Annotated in this window: 23 protein-coding genes; 14 read left to right on the top strand and 9 right to left on the bottom strand. The window is 61.3% G+C overall.

What is annotated here, in order from left to right; all coding sequences use genetic code 11:
* Nucleotides 1-62: 62 nt before the first annotated feature.
* Both GTP55_RS19390 and GTP55_RS19385 read right to left on the bottom strand, forming a co-directional pair.
* Nucleotides 63-1,886 (bottom strand): TnsB C-terminal domain-containing protein, encoded by a 1,824-nt coding sequence (locus GTP55_RS19390; RefSeq protein WP_161046509.1) that lies wholly within the window; start codon nt 1,884-1,886, stop codon nt 63-65.
* Nucleotides 1,887-2,241: 355 nt separating this feature from the next.
* A complete protein-coding gene (locus tag GTP55_RS19385; protein WP_161046508.1) occupies nt 2,242-4,452 on the bottom strand; it encodes a DEAD/DEAH box helicase in 2,211 nt (736 codons plus the stop codon).
* 220 nt (nt 4,453-4,672) lie between these two features.
* Here GTP55_RS19385 and GTP55_RS19380 point away from each other — a divergent pair, with 220 nt between their 5' ends.
* From GTP55_RS19380 to GTP55_RS19370, 3 genes are read left to right on the top strand one after another with little or no spacing between them, the layout of a single operon-like run.
* Nucleotides 4,673-5,143, top strand: coding sequence for a DUF4844 domain-containing protein (locus GTP55_RS19380; RefSeq protein ID WP_161046507.1), 471 nt, complete (start codon nt 4,673-4,675; stop codon nt 5,141-5,143).
* A gap of 13 nt (nt 5,144-5,156) precedes the next feature.
* The gene (locus GTP55_RS19375; protein WP_161046506.1) at nt 5,157-5,321 is read left to right on the top strand and encodes a hypothetical protein; all 165 of its coding nucleotides are present in this window, start codon (nt 5,157-5,159) and stop codon (nt 5,319-5,321) included.
* A 48-nt stretch (nt 5,322-5,369) separates the two neighbouring features.
* Nucleotides 5,370-6,242, top strand: coding sequence for a hypothetical protein (locus GTP55_RS19370; RefSeq protein ID WP_161046505.1), 873 nt, complete (start codon nt 5,370-5,372; stop codon nt 6,240-6,242).
* Nucleotides 6,243-6,403: 161 nt separating this feature from the next.
* Here the strand turns inward: GTP55_RS19370 and GTP55_RS19365 are convergent, their stop codons facing one another.
* Entirely contained in the window at nt 6,404-6,856 is a 453-nt protein-coding gene (locus tag GTP55_RS19365) for a VOC family protein (RefSeq protein WP_161046504.1), read from the bottom strand.
* 368 nt (nt 6,857-7,224) lie between these two features.
* On the opposite strand from GTP55_RS19365, the gene GTP55_RS19360 reads away from it, so the two are divergent.
* The 5 genes from GTP55_RS19360 (at nt 7,225) to GTP55_RS19340 (ending at nt 10,625) form a co-directional block, all read left to right on the top strand.
* Nucleotides 7,225-7,752: a hypothetical protein gene (locus tag GTP55_RS19360; protein ID WP_161046503.1), complete on the top strand. Its 528-nt coding sequence runs from the start codon at nt 7,225-7,227 to the stop codon at nt 7,750-7,752.
* A 296-nt stretch (nt 7,753-8,048) separates the two neighbouring features.
* Nucleotides 8,049-8,603 carry a nucleotidyltransferase family protein gene (locus GTP55_RS19355; protein ID WP_161046502.1) on the top strand — a complete coding sequence of 185 codons (555 nt, stop codon included), beginning with the start codon at nt 8,049-8,051 and terminating at the stop codon, nt 8,601-8,603.
* Nucleotides 8,604-8,614: 11 nt separating this feature from the next.
* Nucleotides 8,615-9,157, top strand: coding sequence for a CPBP family glutamic-type intramembrane protease (locus GTP55_RS19350; protein WP_161046501.1), 543 nt, complete (start codon nt 8,615-8,617; stop codon nt 9,155-9,157).
* Entirely contained in the window at nt 9,154-9,654 is a 501-nt protein-coding gene (locus GTP55_RS19345; protein ID WP_161046500.1) for a hypothetical protein, read from the top strand. The genes GTP55_RS19350 and GTP55_RS19345 overlap by 4 nt, the downstream gene beginning before the upstream one ends.
* Nucleotides 9,655-9,743: 89 nt before the next feature.
* The gene (locus tag GTP55_RS19340) at nt 9,744-10,625 is read left to right on the top strand and encodes an AraC family transcriptional regulator (protein ID WP_161046499.1); all 882 of its coding nucleotides are present in this window, start codon (nt 9,744-9,746) and stop codon (nt 10,623-10,625) included.
* A gap of 21 nt (nt 10,626-10,646) precedes the next feature.
* On the opposite strand, the gene GTP55_RS19335 is transcribed toward GTP55_RS19340, so the two are convergent.
* A complete protein-coding gene (locus GTP55_RS19335; RefSeq protein ID WP_161046498.1) occupies nt 10,647-11,141 on the bottom strand; it encodes an OsmC family protein in 495 nt (164 codons plus the stop codon).
* A gap of 68 nt (nt 11,142-11,209) precedes the next feature.
* Between GTP55_RS19335 and GTP55_RS19330 the strand changes: the two genes are divergently transcribed.
* Entirely contained in the window at nt 11,210-12,190 is a 981-nt protein-coding gene (locus tag GTP55_RS19330; RefSeq protein WP_161046497.1) for an alpha/beta fold hydrolase, read from the top strand.
* Between the two features lie 90 nt (nt 12,191-12,280).
* Here the strand turns inward: GTP55_RS19330 and GTP55_RS19325 are convergent, their stop codons facing one another.
* The 3 genes from GTP55_RS19325 to GTP55_RS19315 all read right to left on the bottom strand — a co-directional run bounded on the left by GTP55_RS19325 (nt 12,281) and on the right by GTP55_RS19315 (nt 13,691).
* Nucleotides 12,281-12,511, bottom strand: coding sequence for a hypothetical protein (locus tag GTP55_RS19325; protein WP_161046496.1), 231 nt, complete (start codon nt 12,509-12,511; stop codon nt 12,281-12,283).
* Between the two features lie 43 nt (nt 12,512-12,554).
* Nucleotides 12,555-12,779 (bottom strand): hypothetical protein, encoded by a 225-nt coding sequence (locus tag GTP55_RS19320; RefSeq protein WP_161046495.1) that lies wholly within the window; start codon nt 12,777-12,779, stop codon nt 12,555-12,557.
* Nucleotides 12,780-12,887: 108 nt separating this feature from the next.
* Nucleotides 12,888-13,691, bottom strand: a complete 804-nt coding sequence (locus tag GTP55_RS19315; protein WP_161046494.1) for an SDR family oxidoreductase — start codon at nt 13,689-13,691, stop codon at nt 12,888-12,890.
* 67 nt (nt 13,692-13,758) lie between these two features.
* Between GTP55_RS19315 and GTP55_RS19310 the strand changes: the two genes are divergently transcribed.
* The 3 genes from GTP55_RS19310 (at nt 13,759) to GTP55_RS19300 (ending at nt 19,448) form a co-directional block, all read left to right on the top strand.
* Nucleotides 13,759-15,366, top strand: coding sequence for a M28 family peptidase (locus GTP55_RS19310; protein WP_161046493.1), 1,608 nt, complete (start codon nt 13,759-13,761; stop codon nt 15,364-15,366).
* Nucleotides 15,367-15,434: 68 nt separating this feature from the next.
* Nucleotides 15,435-18,677: a DUF6701 domain-containing protein gene (locus GTP55_RS19305; protein ID WP_161046492.1), complete on the top strand. Its 3,243-nt coding sequence runs from the start codon at nt 15,435-15,437 to the stop codon at nt 18,675-18,677.
* Nucleotides 18,678-18,746: 69 nt separating this feature from the next.
* Nucleotides 18,747-19,448: a dienelactone hydrolase family protein gene (locus tag GTP55_RS19300; protein WP_161046491.1), complete on the top strand. Its 702-nt coding sequence runs from the start codon at nt 18,747-18,749 to the stop codon at nt 19,446-19,448.
* 5 nt (nt 19,449-19,453) lie between these two features.
* Here the strand turns inward: GTP55_RS19300 and GTP55_RS19295 are convergent, their stop codons facing one another.
* On the bottom strand, nt 19,454-19,957 hold the full coding sequence (locus GTP55_RS19295) for a DUF2306 domain-containing protein (protein WP_161046490.1): 504 nt from the start codon (nt 19,955-19,957) through the stop codon (nt 19,454-19,456).
* Nucleotides 19,958-20,074: 117 nt separating this feature from the next.
* Between GTP55_RS19295 and GTP55_RS19290 the strand changes: the two genes are divergently transcribed.
* Entirely contained in the window at nt 20,075-20,518 is a 444-nt protein-coding gene (locus GTP55_RS19290) for a thioesterase family protein (RefSeq protein ID WP_161046489.1), read from the top strand.
* A gap of 6 nt (nt 20,519-20,524) precedes the next feature.
* Here GTP55_RS19290 and GTP55_RS19285 read toward each other — a convergent pair whose 3' ends face one another.
* On the bottom strand, nt 20,525-21,016 hold the full coding sequence (locus tag GTP55_RS19285; protein ID WP_161046488.1) for a DUF3016 domain-containing protein: 492 nt from the start codon (nt 21,014-21,016) through the stop codon (nt 20,525-20,527).
* Between the two features lie 249 nt (nt 21,017-21,265).
* On the opposite strand from GTP55_RS19285, the gene GTP55_RS19280 reads away from it, so the two are divergent.
* Complete coding sequence (locus tag GTP55_RS19280) at nt 21,266-23,194, top strand: PhoX family protein (protein WP_161046487.1); 1,929 nt, start codon at nt 21,266-21,268, stop codon at nt 23,192-23,194.
* Nucleotides 23,195-23,332 lie beyond the last annotated feature (138 nt).

Below are 23,332 nucleotides of genomic sequence, written 5' to 3'. Positions count from 1 at the left end.
ATTCACGGCAAAAAAAATGCACTGCACCGTTACGATGCAGTGCACGATGGCTGTGGCGCAGATCAGCCGACCAGGCTGACGTATCCCTGCGTAGTGCTACGTAGCGCAGCTGCGGGCATGGCGGTCTGGGTGCGCGGCAACAGTGCAATTTCCGCCGTCGACAGATGCTGGTGCGCGCTGCCGGCATCGGCCAGGTGGCAGGCGTGGAACTGCATCGGCGCGGCTGCATCCAGCAAATAAACCATGTCCATATTGGCCGGATCGTACGCCACCCGCACCTGCCACGCTCCGCGCTGGCGCGCGCGCTCGAACCAGCGCTCGGTGACGGCGCGCGTGCAGGTGTACACGCTGTCATGCAGCGTGATGCCGTCCGCCGTCACCGTGGCTTGCGCCACCGGCATCAGGCTGCAGCGGATCAGATGCTCGGGGTAGATCTTCAAGCCGCCGCCGCGATGCTCCACGCCCCAGTCCCACAAACGGCGCGGCGTGGCGCCATCCGCGTGCGCCAGTTGCTGACGGTTGTTGTAGTACAGGATGCAATCGATGACGATGCGGGTGAACTGGTCCAGATCCAGCACGCCATCCAGCCGGCATGGTGCGCCGTGCAGGTTCGGCGCCAGCAGACGGAACCGCTTTTCCAGCACGCCGCGCCAGTCGTCCACGCCATGGTCGGCCGCCACGCAGCGCAGGTTGAAGTTGTTGAGCAGCGTGTCGCCGTTCCAGCCCAGCGTCAGCGCGGCGTTGGCGAACAGTGTTTCCGGCAGATGGCGACATGGCCACTGCGCGGCCTCGATGCGGCGGCCATGCTGCTGTGCATAGCGCTGCTTGTCGGCGCCGCAGTGGGCCAGCGCCAGCATGGCATGCGGCCACTGCACCTCGCCCATGCCGATGTAAATACCGCACACCATGCGGCTGAAGGCGTCCGTCACCACATACACCAGCGGCCGGCCGATGACCTGCTGGCGGTCGGCGCGCGACACCAGCTGTACCTCGGCGCGTACTGCGTCCAAGTAAAAGCCGGCGCCGGGACGGCCCTGCAGCGGCGCCGCCAGCGGCGGCGGCATGGCCTGCTCCTGCGCGCCGGCCGCCAGGTCGGACGGCTGGCGGCGCGCCACTTCCGGCGGCCGGTCGTCGTCGTGATCGAGCCAGTAATTGAACTGGCCGAAGGTCGGCACCTCCTGCTGCATCATTGCCGTGGCCTGCACCCGGCCCGAGTCGGCGTCGATGCGGCGTTCGATGAAGAAGTCGGCCAGCATCTGCTGGTAGGCGCCCAGCCGCGAGAACTTGGCGTTGGCGGCCGCATAGCGGGCCGTGGCGACGCGGAAGGTGCGGCGGATGTCCTCGTCCGCATTCAGGCCCGGACCGGCGTCTGCGCCGTTTTTACGCGGCCTGCCGCGCTTGACGCCGGCCGACGACTGCCGCACCTTGCCGCGGCCGCCGGAATTGCCGTAGTCGGGCAGCAGCGCATTGGGGGTCTGCCCGCGCTGCCAGTAGCGCCGCAGGTAACGGTAAATGGTGGGATGCGACACCTGGTGCTGCGCGGTGGCCTGGGCAATCAGCTGGCCGCGCTGGCGCGCTTCGTAGATGGCCGGCTCCTGCGCCACCAGCGCCTCGATGATCTCCCAGGCGCGGGCACGCAGTTGCAGGTGTTTGGGTGGCAGCAGCTCCTGGCTGACCACCATCAGGTAAGGGTCGGCCGGCAGCACGCTGACGTGGCCGGCCCGGAGGTCGGCGTGCAGCGCCGATAGCTGGATCATCTCCACGTCCGCCGAATGCGCCGCCACGTCGAATACGTAGACGTGGCTTTGCTCGGGAGAGATCCACAGGATGCGGACGGTGCGCGGCGACGGATGCGTATAGTGCAGCAAGTCGTTCCGCAGCAGCATTAGCGCTCCCGGAACGAAGAGCTGAACGGCCGGCTATCGACGTATATCGAATGCAGCCCTCCCGCAGTCGAATTCCGCATCGCCTGCGGCTTGATCGCGTCTACAAAGGTAGTCCACAGCTTCCTGAATGAAGTCATTTGCCACGCTCCCACGCTTAACGTCTCCAGGTTGAAGGCGCTGATGTTGCCGCCGCTTATCACGATTGTGCTATCACATATGCAATAAGTGGGCCAGCTGGGCTTGCTCTATGAGAGTGACGTAATCGCGATGGCGATAGGGATTCGGCAGGCTTGGTTTTGGTGCAATGCAGCACCAGCGTGGGGAATGAAAACGGGGCCTTGCGGCCCCGTGGTGATTAATACTTCTTCTTGGCTTTGGCGCCCGGCGCCGGCTTCTTCGGCGGCGTGTGCTTGACCGATTCCGGCGGCATGCGGTCGACCTGGCTGATCTTCAGCTGCGCACCGCCGACCCAGACCTTGCCCAGGCTGCGGAACATGTCTTCCGGCATGCCATCAGGCAATTCCAGCATGCTGTGGTCCTCAAAGATCTCGATGCGGCCGATGTACTTGGCTTCCAGGCCGGTCTCGTTGGCGATGGCGCCGACGATGTTGGCTGGCGTGATCTCGTTATTGCGGCCTACTTCCACGCGGAAAGCGCTCATCGGCACCGTCTGCTTGCCTGGCTTTTCCTTTTTCTTCTTGGCTGGCGCGTCCTCCACCAGCTCGTCGGCCGTCACGCGCGCGGCTTTTTCCAGCGGCGAACCGGTCGATGCCGGCGCCGGAGCAGCCACCGGCTTGGCGGCGCGCGACTTGGCCGGGGCCGGTGCAGCGGCTGGCGCCGGCGCGCCCTGGCCGTCGACGCTGATGCGCAGCGCCTGGCCGGCCACGCGGATACCACCCATCATTTCCAGCGATTCGCGGCTCAGCGTATCCGGCATATCCAGCACCGTGTAGTCGTCGAAGATCTCGATGCGGCCGATGTTCTTCGAATCGATGCCGCCTTCGTTGGCGATGGCGCCGACGATATTGCCCGGCTTGACGCCGTGCTGGTAGCCCACTTCAATACGGTAGGTGCGCATGCCCGGCTCGGAGTCGCGCGCAATGCGTTCCTTTTTCGGGAAACGCTCGCTGCGGTCGCCACGCTCGGCACGGTCGCCGAAACGGTCGCCGCGCTCAGGGCGGTCGAACGAGGCCGACGCCGGACGGGCCGGACGCTCTTCCCACTCGGTCTTCTGCTTCTTGTCCAGCAGCAGCGGCACATCGCCGCGCGCCAGCTTGGCCAGCGCGGCGGCGATTTCCACCGCCGGAATGTTGTACTCCTGCTCGTAGTCCTCGATCAGCGACTGGAACAGCTCCAGGCCGCCTTCAGCCAGCGTCTCGGTGATCTGCTGTTTGAACTTGGCGATACGCACATCGTTCACCGCCTGGATGGTCGGCAGTTCCAGCTGGTCGATCGGCTGACGGGTCGAGCGCTCGATCATCTTCAGCAAGCCTTTTTCGCGCGGCGTGATGAACAGGATCGCCTCGCCGCTACGGCCGGCGCGGCCGGTACGGCCGATACGGTGGGTGTAGCTTTCCGGATCGTGCGGCACGTCATAGTTGACCACGTGCGAAATGCGCTCCACGTCCAGGCCGCGGGCGGCGACGTCGGTCGCCACCAGGATATCGATTTTGCCGTCCTTGAGCATCTGCACGGTGCGCTCACGCTGCGCCTGCTGGATATCGCCGTTGATGGCGGCGGCCGAGAAACCGCGTGCCTGCAGCTTCTGCGCCAGTTCCTCGGTGCCCAGCTTGGTGCGCGAGAAAATAATCATGCCGTCGAAATTCTCGGCTTCCAGGATGCGGGTCAGCGCGTCCAGCTTGTGCATGCCGGACACCAGCCAGTAGCGCTGGCGGATGTTCTCGTTGGTGCCGGTCTTGGCGGCAACGGTCACTTCCTTCGGCTCATGCAGATAGGTATTGGCGATGCGGCGGATAGCCGACGGCATGGTGGCCGAGAACAGCGCGGTCTGGCGCGACTCCGGCGTCTCTTGCAGGATGCGCTCGACGTCGTCGATAAAGCCCATGCGCAGCATCTCGTCGGCTTCGTCCAGCACCAGCGTTTTCAGCTTGGACAGGTCGAGCGAACCCTTGTCCAGGTGATCGATCACACGGCCCGGTGTGCCAACCACCACGTGCACGCCGCGGCGCAGCGCCGACAGCTGTGGGCCGTAGCTCTGGCCGCCGTAGATCGGCAGCACGTGGAAGCCGGGAATATGCTTGGCGTAGGTCTGGAACGCCTCGGCGACCTGGATCGCCAGTTCGCGGGTTGGCGCCAGCACCAGCGCTTGCGGCGTGGTCTGTTTGATATCGATGCGCGCCAGGATCGGCAGCGCAAAAGCGGCGGTCTTGCCGGTGCCGGTCTGGGCCTGGCCCAGCACGTCGCGGTTGTCCAGCAACAGTGGGATGGTCGCGGCCTGGATCGGCGACGGCGACTCGTAACCGACGTCGTTCAACGCCTGCAGCAGCGGCGCGCCGAGGTTGAGTTCCGAGAAAAGGGTAATTGGGGATACTGGAGATGCAGACATGGCGTCACTCAAAAAATTGTTCGAATCGCCTAATTGCGAAAGAAATTGACGCGTAGTTTACTCTGTCTGGAGAGTACTCGCGGTTTTTTACATGAAATCGGCCTGAAAAGCCGTCTTTTCGCGCATTCCGGGCGTGCCGCCACGCTGTGGTGAGAATTCACGGATTTTCCCGACATGCGAACTGCTATCCTGATGCTAATTAACCAATAGCGGAGCAGAATTGTTTATCAGAATATTGGCCGGGATCGCCGCGCTAGTGACGGCCATCGTCGTTGGCGGAGTATCCGGTCTCACGTTTTATGTCTGGCCGACCGGTCTGCATGACCAGGAACTGGCCATCACACCCGAAGTCATACAGCATTTGCGCAGTTTGAAGTCAGAGCACAAATTCGGCCCCGATCCGGCCGCCTTCTATCCCGGGGCGATGCATGAAAGCGAACGGCTCATGGCCCAGGCGTCCGTAGACTCGACCATTGAGTCGCTGATTGCGGAACTGCCCGCGCGACCACAACGCTCCACCGTGCTGCGGACAATCAAGCACACCCTGGCCCGTCCCGGTACGTCCGAGTCCGAGGAGCGCGATCAGATTCTGTCGTACCTCACCAAAGTGATGGCTGTGTGCGGAGTAGACAGCTCCGATGAGCTATTCAACGTCTGGCGTTATGGCTTCCCCTATGGTTGGCTCATGTAAACAAGGTGAAATGATGGAAAAGCAGATGGCTGCTGAACTCATGCAAGAGGTGCTGAAGCTAACCGCGCAGCTGAACGTAATCATCCATAAGATTCATAAAGTCACTCCGGAATCCGACCGCCAGAGCCTGGACCGGCATATTTTGAGGCACTACCCTGAGTTGGATCCGCATCGGTGATGCGGACTCATTTCGGCCACTAGCTGACAGTCGCGCGCGAAAGAAAATATGACTGCTTTTTATAATTCGGATGTATCAGTAGCCCCAAGGGTATGGTCCAAAGATGAACGCAATTTTCAGGTCGCGTTTGTGGTTTTCTCTGGCCTCACCGTCCTGGCCGGCACTGTAGCGATCATCGGAACAGGCGGAGTAGCGAGCTTATGGCTACGTAATCCGGTGATGTGGTGCGTAACGGTCGCGCTATGCGCTGGAGTTCGTAAGCTCCGAATGCCGCCACCTTGGGTGGCGGCAACGATGATCGTCGCGCTTGCACTTAGCATATTGGTGGGGCCCAATCAGGCAGGCGTGCATCGCTGGCTCGCCGTTGGTTCTGTGCAACTGAATGTCGCTGCGCTCGTCATGCCCTCTGCAATCTTGCTTGCGGATCGCGGAATTCGAGTGAAGGGGCAGCCGGGATATGCGGTTGCCGTGCTGGGGATGGCCGCCACTCTAGCGTGGCAACCGGATATATCCCAGTTGATAGCCTTGATCGCTGCGGCCGTAATGTGGGCCGTTGCGCAGCGCAGTTTCATGTCACTGCGTTGGATCGTCCCAGTGGCATTAGTTACCTTGCTGATTTGCGCCGGCAGGCCAGATCCGCTCGATTCAGTGCCTCACGTCGAGGGTATTTTTCATTTGGCTGCAGAAGTTTCACCAATTCTCGCCTTCTGCGGCGGGGCTTGTTTATTACTCACATCCCTAAGCCCCTTGGTTCTTGCGAATGACGTGAACAAGCGTCCGGCAGCTGCGGGATTGGCGGCGTATTTTTTGGTGTCAGGGTTCGCCTATTTGTATGGCGCGTTTCCGGTGCCACTGGCAGGTTATGGCATCAGCTTAATTCTCGGCTGGCTAATCGGGGCTACAGCTCTGGTAATGAAGTAAGAGGTAGTGCCCGTAGATCGCTTCCGGCCAAAACCGGTCGCTCAAGTAATCACCCATTAAAACCTCACACCGATGATGCACCGCCCAGCTGATGCCGAAGTTGTTCTCCGTCTTGCGTCTACCAGATAGCAACCAAGATAAAGTTTTCACTGACAGGCAGTTCACTCCGGATGTTGCATTAGTTCTATAGTGTGGCCGTCAGGTCCTCGGGTGTAGACCATGATTGTTCCGCTAGGCGCAGTTTGCGGTTCGCCGGTTGCCGTCCATCCATAAGGGGCCATGCGATTTAGCATTGCGCGCAGATCGGCCACGGCAAACGTCAAATGAGCCGAACCGACGTCGCATGGACGTTGTTTCAAAACCACGCGGTCTTCCGGCGAATCGTACTCGATCAGCTCAACTCTATATCCATCGGGTCCCTCCAGGAGAGCGTTTCTTAAATAAGCCCCCGACACACCGACCACTTGTTCCATTGCGTACCCACCGCCAAGCTCTTTGCGGTACACGAGTTGAAAGCCGAGAACATCAGTCCAGAAATCAAGTACGCCATCGATCGACGCAACTGTTAGCCCAGTGTGCTCGGTGCGCAATACGGTGGAGGTTTGGTCGTTCATAGGTGCATCCTGTTAACAGTCGAGGCCGCAGATTTATGCGAGAGTTAAGAATACGTTCTGGACCTCCCCCATCACTTTAACAGATGACCGTTATGGGCTGATCAGTCCAGAGTGACAATCTGTGATTTTTGCATGTGGGCAAGCTGCTATCCTGTACGCCGTCGGCCGTGTTCGGCCAGCAGCAGACGGTGAGCTACTTAGGTTTTTAGACACGCGAAATGGACAGAATTCCTCGTGAGTGGTTGAAGCTCATTTATTACCGACCTCGACTAATACTTAACGGATTGCGACGCATCCAGCGTAGCGGCTTGTTAAATGATCTTCCATATAGGGTTGCAGCGCTTCGTACTCACAAACTGAAGCCATATTTGGAAGGCCGTCAAGCAGCTCTTTTTTGCCACGGCATTAGTACAAGGATCGGTCGCGAAGTGTCGTTCACTCTCTTCGAGTCGGCTGACTACGACATTGTCGCTAAATTTGAAGAGGGCGGCGTCACTAGAATGGTGCCTGTTCAATTAAAAGAACTGCCTCCTTCAACGGTCAACCCAACGATTGAGATACAAGACATATTGGACAAGCTTGGAGAAAAGCTTCCTGATTCTAAAAATCTCGTAATGGCTATTCACATCAATAGAGCGGTACAGGGATTGCGACCAGCGGAGTTGCGAATTCCGACAGGGCTTGGTGAAATCTGGCTGTATGGCGCAAAAGATGATACGCAGCAAGGTTGGTTTTTAATCGGAGATATGCTGAAGGATGCCAACCTTGTTAGCGAATTTCAGTATCCTTCAAATGTGATCTATTCGGCGGTTTGGCAGCAGAACATATTAGGAAATCGTAAAGGAAACATTACTTTATCTTTGGGATCACTTTCTATGTTCAATTGGAAACCATAAGTGACCGCAAATCTGAATGTCTGCAATGGGGCCAGGCTGTGTGAAAACTCCAAAACCCAAAAATTTCAAGGGTGGGGTGACCATTCCTCCCATCGAGAAAACCGCATAGCGAGCGTTTTAAGAAGCCGTTTTTTGTGGCTGCGAATTTTTCTGCGTTTTCACACAGCCTCGGGCGCAAGCTGTCGGTCACCGGGCTTAGTACTAATCTCTTTATTCTAGCGGGCGCTAGTCGTTGAGTCCTAACTCCGTCATCCTTCCGTAGTTCATCCCTTTTTTGCTGGAATATTTTCAACGCTATGCAAGATCGATTTCGCGCCGATGTACTGAAAAACTACAACAATCGCACTATCCTCGATCGCTGGGATGACCTGGCACTTGCTGATGGCTGGCTGGTTGCCGGTTGCTTGTTCCAGACGGTATGGAACCTTCAGACCAACCGTACGCCGGAGGTCGACATCAAGGACTACGACCTGTTTTATTTCGATGGTGACGCCCTCAGCCAGGATGCAGAGCAGAAAGTACAGGCGCGCGTGGACGAAATCCTCGCCGACCTGGGCGTGTCCGTTGAGGTGTCGAACCAGGCCCGCGTCCACACTTGGTATGAGTCGTACTTCGGCCATCCGTACCCGGCGTTGCGTAACACCCACGACGGCATAGACCGCTTCCTCATGCCAGCCACCTGCGTCGGCATTAGCCCGGAATCGGTCTATGCACCAAACGGTTTTGACATGCTGTATGAAGGAGTGCTCACCGCAAACCCGTTGACGCCATACAGCGATCTCTTCGAGACCAAGGCCGCGTCATATCGCAGCCGCTGGCCGTGGCTTCGTGTCGCTGAGCAGTCTGTATAAGGGTGTAGGCGATGGAGGCGTACAACTTGCTGCTGTCGCGATTATGGCCAGTGTCGGTGATCGAGAAACGGCCGTACCGCTACGCTTGTTTGGTTGGCGTGCCCGTCGGCTTAGTGAGTGCTATTATCGGCGCCAGTTTTGCCGGTCTGCTCTGGACAACTCTTCCGAGAGAAATCCTGGGGCCATCCGCTGCAGCAGATATGTCAAAGACCGGACAGTGGAACATGTTGCTGATGGGTGTCTTCTTGATGCCGTTTTGGGAGACGCTTATGGCCCAGCTATTACCATTAGAACTCGGGAAAATGGCACGCTTTAACGATGCTGCCTGCGTGGCGCTGGGAGCGGTTGTCTTCGGTGCCGGCCACTATCTCAACGGCGGCCTTGGTCATGGGATATGCTCAACAATCTCCGGCGCCCTCTTCTCTACGGGCTACATGGCCATGCGCGCATGCGGTTACTTGCCAGCGGTCTGGACGTCATATGTCGCTCACGCGATAAACAATTTTTTGCTGTTGTTCGTGGTTCCCTTTGTCATATCGAGTTCAGATCAATGAATATTATTCTCTTGCTGTCTTCAATTGCCCTGTGCATGGCCTCATCGCTTTGTAGCGCCGAGATTCCTACCTACAACGCTCAGCAACCGCAAAGGGATGGGGTCTTTCTTGTTGGCATGGAGTGCCATCACCGTAATCTCACACTTGAGATTGGCGTGTTCTTTCCTATCAATCCGCCGACTAAGCGCATGGATTTGTGGAATATTGCCGATCTGGTGAAGTTCAACCCAACGACGTATAACCTGGAAAAAGTGGAGACGGTAGAAAGACGATGCAACGTCGGGGCCAATCACTACAAGATTCAATTCCAAGGCATTCCAGGGGCAAGCAACGCGATGTGGATGTGTGGCGCAGCCACGGGCGTTCACGCCAGCGTCTGGCGCAACGATAAGCTGGTCTTTGATGAAGACCTGAACAAATGCAGCCGCGACGACTACATTCAGCAAGTACGTTTCAAAGACGGCGTTGATATACCGGAAGTAAACAGACACAGCTAAATTGAATCGATCAGAACCGCAACATTGGTCGAGTAGGTCGTGCCGTCAAATGCGAAACTGGCGCTGCTACGGAAAACATGACAACGGTAATGACAACGGCGATTCAAAAACATCAGGCACGAATGCAGCGGGTACTCGATTACATCGATGAGCATCTCCATGACGATCTGAATCTGGATTTGCTGTGCAGTGTTGCGGCCTACTCCAAATATCATTTCCACCGGCAGTTCACGGCGACCTTCGGGTTGTCCGTCCATCGCTATATTCTGCTTGCCCGCATGAAGCGCGCTTCATATAGGCTGGCGTATCGAGGTACGCAAAGCATCACGGATATCGCGATGGATGCCGGGTATGACGCGCCGGATGCCTTCGCCCGCTCTTTCCGGCAGCGGTTTAGACAATCGCCGTCGGCGTTCCGGAAGTCTCCCGATTGGGAACCGTGGCATTCCGCGTTTACACCTCTCGACGATGCAAGGAACAAACTCATGCAAAAGACTTTTACCACTGCTGACGTAACGATACGCGATGTCCCTCCCACGCCAGTCGCGATGCTGGAACATCGAGGTCATCCGGCAACACTCGGCGCCACCATCCAGCGTTTCATCGCGTGGCGCCGCGCATTTAATTTGCATCCCAAAACTAGCCCGACTTTCAATGTCTGGCGCTCCGAGCGGCGCCCCGAATCGCCGGCTGACTACAGCGTTGACCTTTGTGTCGGCGTGCCTCCGCTGTTCGAGGTCAGCGGCGGGGAGATGAAAGCAAGTCAGATTCCAGGCGGGCGGTGCGCAGTGCTGCGCGTCGTCGGCAATACCGACAATCTGGAGCATGCCGCGCTTTACCTTTATCGCGATTGGCTTCCCGCCAGCGGTGAAGAGGCGGGCGACTTTCCGCTTTACTGCCAACGGCTGAGCTTATTCCCGGAGGTGCCAGAACACGAAGCGGTTGCTGAGCTGTTCCTGCCACTGAAATAGCATCGTCGGACTGGCCTCGCCTTAGCGCGTCACGGCGACGTCAAGATTATCTGACGTACCGATCACCGGCTCGCACACCACCGGGAAGTTGAGCGAGTTGGCGATGAAGCACTGCTCGTGTGCGTCGTGATGCAGGCGAGCTGCCAGTTCAACATCGCCGCCGGCGCGGATGGTGACGCGCGGGCGCAGCACGATGCGGGTGAAGTGGCCTTGAGCGCCTTCCAGCATCGTACCTTCGGCGTGGTCTTCGTACGCCATCACGACAATCCCGGCCTCAGCGCACAGGTGTAGATACCACAGCTTGTGGCACGCCGACGTCGACGCCACCAGCAGATCCTCCGGATTCCAGCGCTTGCGGTCGCCTCGAAACGCCGGGTCGGCCGAACCGGCAATCGCGGGCTTGTCGCCAGCGCTGATGGTGTGGTCGCGCCCGTAAGCCTGGTAGCTCGACGTGCCGCTGCCCTGGTTGCCGGTCCATTCCACGGTCACGTGATAGGTATGTTGGCGTGTTGTCATTTCGACTGGTTCCTCATGTTGGCGGAGCTTCGATTATAGTAAGTGTTTTGCTTACCGGAGTTTCCCCCATGCGCATCCTGCTCACCGCTGCCCTGCTTGCCGGCTCGGCGTCCGCCGCTACTTACGGCCCGCAACTGGAAGGGTTTAACTACCCGCATCCGGTGCAGAAATACAGTTTCACGTCGCAGGGCGTCAAGCTGGAGATGGCGTATATGGATGTGGCGCCGACCGCTGCCGCCAACGGCAAGACCGCCGTCCTCCTGCACGGAAAAAATTTCTGCGGCGCGACCTGGGACCAGACCATCACCGAACTGACCAAGGCCGGCTATCGCGTGGTGGCACCGGACCAGGTCGGCTTTTGCGCGTCGAGCAAGCCGGAACATTATCAGTACACCTTCCAGCAACTGGCGGCCAACACCGATGCGCTGCTGAAGAATATCGGCATCAAGCAGGCGATCTTCATCGGCCACTCCACCGGCGGCATGCTGGCCACGCGCTATGCGCTGATGTATCCGGATGCGGTGGCGCGCCTGGTGCTGGTCAATCCGATCGGGCTGGAAGACTGGAAGGCGCTGGGCGTGCCCGGTCCGAGCGTCGATCAGTGGTATGCGCGTGAGCAGAAGCTGTCGGCCGACAGCGTGCGCGCCTACGAGCGCGCCACCTACTACGGCGGCACCTGGAAGCCGGAATACGAAAAATGGGTGGACATGCTGGCCGGCCTGAATGCGGGTCCGGGCCACAAGCTGGTGGCGTGGAATTCGGCGCTGATCTACGACATGATTTTCACGCAGCCGGTGGTGTACGAATTCCCGCTGCTGAAGGTGCCGACCACGCTGCTGATCGGTGACGCCGACACCACCGCCATCGCCAAGGACGTGGCGCCGCCGGAAGTAAAAGCGAAAATTGGCCACTACAACGTAGTGGGCAAGGAGACGGTGAAGAAGATTCCAGGCGCCCGGCTGGTGGAGTTCAAGGGCATGGGACACGCGCCACAGATGGAAGACCCGGTGGCCTTCCATCGCACGCTGTTGGACGAACTGAATCGCTAAACGCAGAAAAGACGGAGTTGGAATCCGTCTTCTCTCTTGCACCGCCCAGGCCCGATGGGTCCGGGGCGGTACGTCAAGCGCGAGGCTTAATTACTTGCTGGCGGCTGGCGCCGAAGCTGCCGGTGCCGAAGCTTCTGCCGAAGCAGCAGCTTTTTCTTTCTTGTGATGCTTGGCTTTCTTGGCGACTGGCGCCGAAGCGGCAGGAGCCGAGGCAGCCGGGGTCGAAGCTGCGGCGGTGGCCGAAGCGGCTGGCGCTGGCGTTTGAGCGAAAGCAGCGGAAGCGAACAGGCCGGCGATCAGGGTAGCGATTACTTTTTTCATGATTCAGTCCTCTTTAATTTATACGGTTTATATCGTTAATTAATTACTTGCTTGCTGCTGGTGCGGCTGCTGCAGCTGCTGGTGCTTCAGCCGTTTTGGATTCTTTAGCCTTGTGATGCACTTTTTTCTTGGCGACTGGCTTGACGTCGGTTTTTTCCACTTGCTTGGCTTCTGGAGCGGCGGCAGGAGTGGCAGGAGTGGCAGGAGCTTGTGCGAATGCTGCGGTTGCGAACAGGCCGGCGATCAGAGTAGCGATAACTTTGGACATGATTGATTTCCTTTTCGGAGTTTTCGGCATCAGGACAATTCCTGTGTCGCATGAGCAGAAAACGCGACGCAAGATCACCCAGTTGACGACCATTACAATTGCTTACAATCATGGTTTTACGTCGTCCTTCAACGCCGCCAGCGCCATCTTCTCCACCAGCCCCGGCGCGATCAATTTCAGCCACCGTCCCAGCTTGCCTTTGGCCGACATCACCACCTCGCGCTGACGCGATTGCATGCCGGCGATGATCAGCGCCGCGCACTCCTCCACCGACATGGCCTTGTCTTCTTTCAGGCTGCTGCTGCCCAGCTGACCGCCGGCTGCATTAAAGCCGCGGTGCCGGATCTGCGTCGCCACCACGCCGGGATAGGCAGTCGTTACGCTGACGCCGGCCGGCTTCAACTCCGCGCGCAGCGCCTCGAAGAAACCGCCCATGGCAAACTTGGTGGCGCTGTAGGCCGTGCGTCCCGGCACGCCGATCAGCCCCGCCAGCGACGACACCGCAACGATGCGTCCGCGCGACTGCGTCAGGTACGGCAGCGCCGCATGCGTGCACCACACGCTACCCCACAAATTAATCCGCATCAGTTCTTCATACCAGGCCAGGTCGGGCACCTCGGCAAACAGCGCGTGCGCCGAGCGGCCGGCGTTGTTGATCAACGCATCGATGCCGCCGAAGCGCGCCACGGTGGCGCCGATCAAGGCCACGCACTGCGCCTGCGCCGACACGTCGGTCGGCACCACCAGCGTCTGCGCGCCGGACTTCGCACACTGCGCCGCCACCTGCTCCAGTGCGGCGGCGTTGCGGGCCGCCAGCACCAGCGCCACGCCGGCGCCCTGCTTGCGCGCCAGTTGCCGGGCGATTTCCGCGCCGATGCCGTCCGAGGCGCCGGTGATGATGATGGTCTCCATAGGTCTCCTTGTTGTGATGGGATATACAGTAAGATTAACGCTTTCCGCATCAGACTATGGAGTAAACATGCGTCGTTCCCTGATCGCCCTGGCCGCCGGCCTGGCCCTGCAAGCCCACGCCCAGCAACCGGTTGTCGCCGAAGCGCCGCTGCGCGCGCACCTGTCCTTCCTGGCCGACGATTTGTTTGAAGGGCGCGGCACCGGCCAGCGCGGTGGCGATCTCGCCGTGCGCTATCTGGAGACGCAGGCCGCCGTCATCGGCCTCAAGCCGCTGGCCGACGGCACCTACCGTCAGTCCGTAAAAATGGAGGGCACCAAGCTGCTGCCGTCCAGCTTTGTGCGCTTCACCGCCGACAGTGGCAAGATCCTGACGCCGGCCAACGGCAGCGACATCGTCTACGGCACCTTCGGCGGCAAGGAAGAAGTCACCATCGATGCGCCGCTGGTGTTCGTCGGCTACGGCGCGGTCGCTCCGGAAGAAAAGTGGGACGACTACAAGGGCATCGACATGAAGGGCAAGATCCTGGTCATGATGGTCAACGATCCGCAGCCGACCGCCGAGGAACCCAACCGCTTCGCCGGCAAGGCTTACACCTACTACGGCCGCTGGCTGTACAAGTTTGAGGAAGCGGTGCGCCAGGGCGCGGCCGGCGCGCTGCTGATCCACACCACGCCGTCCGCCTCCTACGCGTGGAGCGTGCCGGCCACCAGCTTCAGTCACGAGCGTTTCCACCTGGCCGGCAGCGGCAACCCGATCGAAGGCTGGGTACAGGAAGACACGGCGCGCGCGCTGTTCGCCGCCGGCGGCTTTGACCTCGACAAGCTGCGCGCCGACGCCGAGCGCCGCGACTTCCGCCCGGTCGATCTTAAAATCAAGCTGCACGCGGATTTGAAGAGCAAGATCCGCCAGATCGAACAATTCAACGTGGTCGGCATCGTGCCCGGCGCCGACCCCAAGCTGAAATCGGAAGCGGTGGTCTACTCGGCCCACTGGGATCACCTGGGCATCGACGAAGCCGCCAAGGGCGACCATATCTGGAACGGCGCCATCGACAACGCCTCCGGCGTGGCCGCGCTGCTGGCCATGGCGCAGGAAGCCGTCAAGCATCCAGCCAAGCGCACCCAGGTGTTCCTGTGGCCGGCGGCCGAGGAAACCGGCCTGCTGGGCAGCGCCGCCTACGTCAGGCATCCGGCCTGGCCGCTGGACAAGACCACGGCCGACCTCAACCTCGACAGCATGAACTTCGTCGGCAAGACGCGTGACATCGGCGTCGCCGGCGCCGAGCGCAGCAGCCTGTACGAAGCGGCAGGCGTGGTGGCCAGGAAAATGGGGCTGACGCTGGCGCCGGCCATTCCGGACCTGTCGGGCGCCTACTTCCGCGCCGACCATTTCAATTTTGCCAAGGCCGGCATCCCGGCCTTCAACGTCGGTTCGGCGGTGTTCTCGGGTGACGGCTACTTCGACTTCGTCAAGGACCAGGACAAATCGCGCGCGCGCCTGGTGGCGTTCAAACAGGATTACCACCAGCCGTCGGATGAATACCACGCCGACTGGGATCTGTCCGGCATGGTGCAGCAGGCGCAGTTCACGCTGAACCTGGGCTACGAAGTGGCCAATACGCCCAAAATGCAAACCTGGAAGGCCGGGGACGCCTTCGCCAAGGTTAAACGTTAAAAAACTGCCACACGGAAACTCCTCGTGTCCGCCTATAATTCAGGCAGGATGGACAACCGGGGATATTCGTGTGGCTTAATGTTTTGATCATGTTGCGGCGCGGCCGCTGGGGTATGGCCGCTGCGGCCTTGCTGCTGGCCGGCGTCGCCTCGGCCGCCAACGTCAACTTCAACGGCAGCAACACCGTGCCGATCTGCCCGCTCACCGGCACCGTCTACAAATGCGCCGCGCTGCCGCTGGGCACGAATGATACGGCCGTCATCAGCAGCGGCTATACCGTGATCATCAGCGGCGACGTCTCGCTGGCCTACGCCCAAGGCCTGAGCATGAGCGGCAGCGCCGTGCTGCAATCGACCGGCAATATCGACCTCTCCGCCTCCAATGGCCTCAACGTCACGGGCGGCACGCTGGCCGCCGCCGGCAACTTCAAGCTGGGCGCCAGTGCGCAGAGCATCACCGCCAATGTCACCGCCGCCACGCTGACCACCGCCGGCGCCTCGACCTACATCGGCGGCACGGTCACCACCAGCGGCGACATCAACCTCGGCTCCAACACCACCATTACCGGGGCGGTCATCACCACCGGCACCGGTTCGCTGACCACCGGCTCCAGCACCACGCTGGGACCGGTGACGGTCAAGGGCAGCATCAACCTCAGCTCCAGCAACACCATCAACGGCGCGGTCAGCGCCACCAGCATCACCACCAATTCCAGCGTCACCATCAACGGCTCGCTCACACTGCCTAAAAACAGCAGCGGCGTGGCCGATCTCGGCTCGGGCATCAAGGTCAACGGCAGCATCAGCGCCTATACGGTGCAGACTAACTCGCCGGCCACGCTGAACGGCGACGTCAACGCCAGCAATTCGTTCACGCTCGGTTCGGGCAGTTCGGTCACAGGCAACATCACCTCGCCGGTGGTGACGCTGAATGCCTCCAACATCACGGTCAAGGGCGACATCACGGCCACCACCTCGCTCGACATGGGCAGCGGCACCGCCATCACCGGCAAGGTCGAGACCGGCGGGCTGACCATGCGCGCCTCCAACGCCGTCATCAACGGCAATACCACCGTCACCGGCGATGTCGACATGGGTTCGGGCACCACCATCAACGGCGACCTGTCGGCGCGCAACGTGGTCACCCGCTCCAGCAATGCCATCATCAACGGCAACGCGGCGGTCAATGCGATCTATATCGACTGGGGCAACAGTGTCAGCAAGACCATCACCTGCACCGGCCCCGGCGCCAAGGGTTGCAGCTGCGTGACCAAGGCAGATTCCAATTACCAGCCGACCTGCGGCGCCCCCGCTCCCAGCGGCCCCGACCATATCCAGATCACCCACGACGGCAAAGGCCTGACCTGCGAACCGGCCACGGTGAAATTGCGCGCCTGCGCCAACAGCGACTGCTCGATCGCCTACACCGGCAGCACCACCATCACGCTGACGCCGGGCGGCGGCCAGGTCACCATCAACGGCGACACCAATGCCACGGTCAGCCAGACGAGCGCCGGCACCACCACACTGTCGGCCGGCACCGGCACCAAGTGCGTCAACACCAGCGGCGGCAATTCCTGCGACATGACTTTCGCCGCCAGCGGCCTGACCATGAGCGCGCCGGACCACGTGTCGATGACCAGCGCGACGCTGTCGATTCAGATCAAGAAGGCCGGTCCCAACAACGCGTTCTGCGTGCCACTGGCCCAGGGCAGCGCCAAGCTCAATTTCAGCTGCAGCTATTCGGACCCGGTCAGAGGCACACAGCCGTTGACGCTTGGCAGCACGCCAACCGCGACCGCCTGTAACGGCGGCACGACGCCGGTCAACGTCAGCTTTGACGCCAATGGTCTGGCCAGCGTGCCGCTGCAATATCCGGACGTCGGACTGGTGAATGTGGCGGCCGCCTACAGCGCCAACAGCATCGACGTGGCCGGCAGCACCAGCTTTACCGCCGCGCCGGCGAAGTTCCAGATCGTCGCCGCCACCGATCCGGTGGTGACGCTGGGCGGCACCGTCGTCAATGGTTCCGCAGTCGCCTTCGCCCGCGCAGGCGATCCATTCCGCCTCACCGTGACGGCGTTCAACGCCGCCAACAAGGTCACGCCCAACTTCGGCAAAGAGAAGTCGGCGGAGTCGTTCACCATGAGTCCGATCGTGCTGAAGCTGCCGAGCGACGGCCGCAATCCCACCGCTACTATCGGCACCTTCGCGCCGATCGTCGACGGCGTCGGCGCCAGCACGGCCGGCAACAGCGGGCTGTGGATCTACAACGAAACCGGCGTCATCACGCTCAATGCCAAGCTGGCCAACAGCAGCAGCTATTACATGGGCAAGACTGCGCTCAACAGCTTCCGCACGGTCGGCACCGTCGACCTGCGCCTGGCGCCGCATCACTTTGACGTGGTGCTGCCGGCCGGGGCGCCGATGAGCTGCGCCAATGTCGGCGGCTACAGCAATCCCTGTGCGGACGGCAGCAGCGGTCGTCTGGTCTATTCCAAGCAGCCGTTCGCGGTGCAGGTCAAGGCCTACAAGGATGCCAGCAATGGCTCCGAGAACTATCGCCTCAAAACCACCGGCACCGTCGATGCGGAAGACGTGGCGCGTAGCATCACCCTGTCGCCCGCGCAGACGGCGAACGGCGCCGCCAGCAACAGCTTCAAGGTGATCGCGCCTTCCACCTTCCTGTTTGCCACCAATCCGAACACCGGCGTGGGGACCTTGGTTACCTCGCCGTTGCCGGCGCTGGAATTCGATCCCGCCCCACCGGCGCCGGCCGCGCCCTGCCCCACCGCCGCCACCTGCCCGCCGACCACCATCTACCTGCGCGTCACCGACACCGATGGCGCCAGCTCGTCGCGCCCCGGTTCGGCCGAACCGCCGCTTACCGTGGTCAGCGGCCGCCTGGCGCTGGCCAATGCCTTGGGCCTGCCCACCACCAACCTGCCGGTCGAAGCCAAGGCCATGTACTATTCCAGCGCTGCCAGCGCCTGGCTATTCAATCCGGCGTTTCCGTCGACGCAGCAGCCCTTCAGTGTGGCAGTGCAAGCCACCGACGGCGACTTCAAGACCTGCACCGGCACGCTCGATTGCACCGCCTTGCGGCTGGTGAGCACCCCGCTCACGCTCAAGAACGGCAAGGGGTTGCTGATGGTGGCCATGCCCAAGGCCTCCGGCACGGTCAAGCTCAGTCTGAAGGCTTCGCTGCAGGCCCTGTTCCCGTACTTGCCGCTGTACGATCCGCCCGCCAGCCTCACCTTCGGCAATTTCCGCTCCGGCCCGGTGATCTACACCCGCGAGGTGTATAACTGAGCGGCGCTGCAAGGCCGCGCAAAACGGGGTACGATGGCCGTTTTGTGAACCAGACCAAGCAAGGACATCATGGAAACCAATTCCCAGTGGATCGATATTGACACCGCCGACGGCAAGTTCGGCGCCTACCTGTCGCTGCCGCGCGGTGGCAAGGGCCCCGGCATCGTGCTGCTGCAGGAAATCTTCGGCGTCAACCAGCATATCCGCAACGTCGCCGACCAGTACGCCGCCGACGGCTACGTGGTGATCGCGCCGGACCTGTTCTGGCGCCAGGGCGCCCGCATCGAACTGGGCTACGACGAAACCAACTGGAACCGCGCAGTCGAACTGAAGCAGGCGACCGACACCGACACGGCGCTGCTGGACATCGCCGCCACGCTCAAAGTGCTGCGCGGCCTGGACGCTGTCGGCAGCGCCAAAGTGGCCTCGCTCGGGTTCTGCTTCGGCGGCCTGCTGTCCTACCATACCGCCGCCAACGGCCTGGTCGATGCGGCCGTGGCCTACTACGGCGGCGGCATCCAGAACGCGCTGGACCGCGCCCCGGAAATCAAGGTGCCGCTGCTGATGCACTTCGGCGCCGCCGACAGCCACATCCCGCAGGAAGCCGTGAAGAGCATCGCCGAAACCTTCGACAGCAACGAGCAGGTTGAGATCCACGTCTACGAAGGCGCCGAGCACGGCTTCAATTGCAATCACCGGGCGTCCTACCAGCAGCGCGCCAGCGCGCAGGCGCACGGCCACTCGCTGGTGTTCCTGGGCGAACTGCTGTAATCGTTTTAAGCCGCCGCCAGGCCGCTTGCGGCGCCCTTCTTCAGGCGCCGCAATTGCAGCACCACGCCAATCAGGAACAGCAGGAACATCACGCCGGTAACAGTCTTCAGTTCCGGCGCCTCCGCGCTCGACAGCAACGGCGCCCCCAACGGCAGCCGGGTGCTGGTTTCCGTCACCGCCGGTATCATATGGAATAAAAAGGTCAGCGAGTAGCTGACGGTGGACACGGCGGCCGACTTGGCGCCGAACTTGCGCTGGTCCGCCAGCCAGGCCAGGCCCAGCACCAGCAGGGTGAGAATGCCCAGCACATGCGGCTTGCCGAAGCCGCCATGCTGGAAGATGCCGAAGCCGGTCAGGCAGGTGAAGACGGTGGTCCAGATATAGGTCCGTCCCAGCGTGCTGTTGGCTACAATGCCTTTGTAGCGCACGAAGGAAATCAGCGCGGCAAACACCGCCACCAGGCTGATCAGGGTGTGAATGACACCGAGGTAAGTTAAACCGTAGATCATGGTGTGTCCCTTTCAAAGTTGACAACCCTGATCGTACACACAAATGCAGGCGCTCTCTTACCCCAAAAGGGTAATCGACTGGGCAAGAATCAGCGCCACACTCAAGGAAACACCGTCATGGCCCGCCTCAAACTGGATTTTCCAGACCACCTGTTTCTGTTCTCCACCCAGCTGACCGTGCGCGCCACCGACATCAACGGCGCCAACCACCTGGGCAACGATTCGATGATCTCGATGATTTCGGAAGCCCGCGCGCGCTTCCTGTTCGAGTACGGCGTGCAGGAGACCGGACCGGACGGCGTGGGCATCATCGTCACCGACCTGGCCACCACCTACAAGGCCGAGGCGCACGCGCGCGACCTGCTGGTGTTCGATGTCGGCGTGATGGATTTCAACCAGTACGGCGGCGACATCGTGTTCCGCGTCAGCCGGCCGCAGGACAGCAAGCTGGTGGCGCTGGCCAAGTACGGGTTTGTGTTCTTCAATTACCACAGCGGCCAGGTGACGCCGATGCCGCCGGCGTTCCTGTCCAAGTTTCCCAAGGTGAACCGGCTCGACTGAGCCGGCTTACTTCGCCGCCACCTTCGGCACGATCGCCTTGTTGAACCAGTCATCCAGCATCTGCTTCTCGTAACGCAGAGGATCGCTGTCGAAATAGCTGGAACGGCTCTGCTGGTAATTCATGTTGGCGATATTGTCGTCGCCGCTGCGCAGCACCTGGCCGTCCTTCTCCAGCGTATAGCGCAGGTGCATGCGCGGCCAGTCGGCGCCGCCGTTCAGCACACGGATCTCGTCGCCATTGCGGCGCGGGTACATGCGGCCGGCCAGGTCGATGTCCAGCACGTCGATCTTCAGATTTTCGCCGGCCGGCAGCTTCTTCTCCAGCGTGGCGAAATAATCGGTGAACTGCTTGAGCACGCGCTCGCGGTCATATTCGCCGCGCGCCAGATCGGTGTAGTCGTCCGGCTTGGTGTAAGTGACGGTCACTTCCGCCAGCGCGGCGCTCGAGGCCAGCAACGCCACGACAGCGGCCAGCACGGTTCGGGTCATTGGGCGCATTTGCCTCTCCTTGCATAGTTGATGCAGTCAATATAGACCTTTTCCCCGCCGCGCGCCCGCGCTGAATAAGTTTGTTACCAATCGCCGGCCATTCCGCCCCACGTATCGGCATGTATCGCTTTGTATCGCAATGTCACAGTCCTGTCATACCAAATCGTTAAGATTGCCGCCGTCGAAGCCCAGCCACTGCTTCGCATGATGCCAGCCAGGCACATGGATCGGCCTCCAAACTACAACAGGGTATTTACCATGACCGAGCAACTTGATTCCTCCCGCCGCAGCCTTCTCAAATTCCTGTCCGGCGCGCCATTGCTGCCGTTGGCGGGCGGCAGCGCCACCGCCGCCCTGCTGGCCGCCTGCGGTGGCGGCGACACCGCCGCGCCGGCGCCGCAACTGATGTCGGTCAGCTTCTCCGGCATGGCCGCGCCGACCCTGGCCGACGCGCCGAAAATGGCCACCACCACGGTCGCCTCGGCCATGCAGGCGCTGTACTCGGACGGCAAGACCGTACCGTACGGCCTGGCCTACCAGACCTTCTTCATCACCGGCGCGCAAGTGCCGAACGGCAGCGGCGGCACCACCCTGGCCGGCGGCTACTGGGACATCAACAACAAGCCGATCCTGGACAAGACCGATCCGAACTCGCGCCAGTTCTTCTCCGACGCGCCGGACGGCACCTCGCTGCTGAAGCTGGCCTCAACCACCGTCACCGGCATCAAGGGCAACGCCGTGTTCGCCGTGGTGCAGTTTGAATACACCACCCGCAACGTCAAGGGCGACTCGGTGTACGGCATGCTGCCATCGCCGATCGCCGTGCTGACGCTGGACCAGGACAAGGCCACCGGCGCGCTGACGCTGGTGAAATACCACAACGTCGACACCAGCCCGGCCAACGGCCTGTGGATCACCTGCGGCGCCAGCCGGTCGCCATGGAACACCCACCTGTCGAGCGAAGAGTACGAGCCGGATGCGACCACCATCGCCAGCAACACCCAGTTCGCCAACTTCAGCACCAACCTGTATGGCGACGCCACCAAGGCCAACCCCTACCACTACGGCCACCTGCCGGAAATCACCGTCAACCCGGACGGCACCGGCAGCTGCAAGAAGCACTACTGCCTGGGCCGCATCTCGCACGAACTGGTGCAGGTGATGCCGGACGAACGCACCACGCTGATGGGCGACGACGCCACCAACGGCGGCCTGTTCATGTTCGTGGCCGACAAGGCCAGGGACCTGTCGAGCGGCACGCTGTATGTCGCCAAGTGGAACCAGAAAACCACCGACAACGGCGGCTCGGCCACGCTGTCGTGGATCAAGCTGGGCAGCGCCACCTCGGCCGAGATCAAGGCCCTGGCCGACCAGCTGAAGGCCGCCGACATCATGGACGTGAAAACCGCCGATCCGGCGGACGCGTCGTACACCAAGATTCCGTTCAGCGGCAAATTCAACTGGGTCAAGATCGTGCCGGGCATGGAGAAGGCGGCCGCCTTCCTGGAAACCCACCGCTACGCCGCGCTCAAGGGCGGCAGCATGGGCTTCACCAAAATGGAAGGCACCACCGTCAACGCCAAGGACAAGATCGCCTACTCGGCGATTGCCGCGATCGGCTCGGCCATGACCAACGGTTCGGGCGGCATCTCGATCAAGGGCCCCAGCGCCGGCGCCGTCTACGCGCTGAATATGAAGGCCGGCCAGGTGGACAACACCGGCGCCGCCATCAACAGCGAATGGGTGCCGGTCGACATGGCGGCCGTGCCGGCGCTGCTGTCGGAAGACCTGAAAACCGCCGATGCGCTGGGCAACCTGGCTAATCCGGACAAAGTGGCCAACCCGGACAACATCAAGTTCTCCGAGAAGCTGCGCACGCTGTTCATCGGTGAAGACAGCGGCACCCACGTCAACAACTTCCTGTGGGCCTACAACGTCGACACCAAGGCGCTCACGCGCATCCTGTCGACGCCGTCGGGCGCCGAATCGACCGGCTTGCATGCGGTGGACGACATCAACGGCTTCGCCTACATCATGAGCAACTTCCAGCACGCCGGCGACTGGGAATCGGCGCTGCACGGCAAAGTGCAAGCCACGCTCGACCCGCTGATCCGCGCCAACTACCGCGACCGCTACGGCGCGGCAGTCGGCTACCTGACCGGCTTCCCGGGCCTGAGCTTCAGCTGATCCGTCCGGCGCTCGCGGCACCTGCGCAACCCGCACACCGCTGGCGCCAGGGTCTGACCCCGTACGGGGTCAGACCCTTCCGTTTTGGGGGCACCGCAAGCTACCGTGCGGCGCGCGCCGGCCGATGCGGCCGATAAT

Origin of the sequence: Duganella margarita (genome assembly GCF_009857535.1) — a bacterium.
GTDB lineage: Bacteria > Pseudomonadota > Gammaproteobacteria > Burkholderiales > Burkholderiaceae_D > Rugamonas > Rugamonas margarita.
Note: the sequence above shows the minus strand (reverse complement) of the source record. Positions and strands in the feature narration are given on the sequence as shown.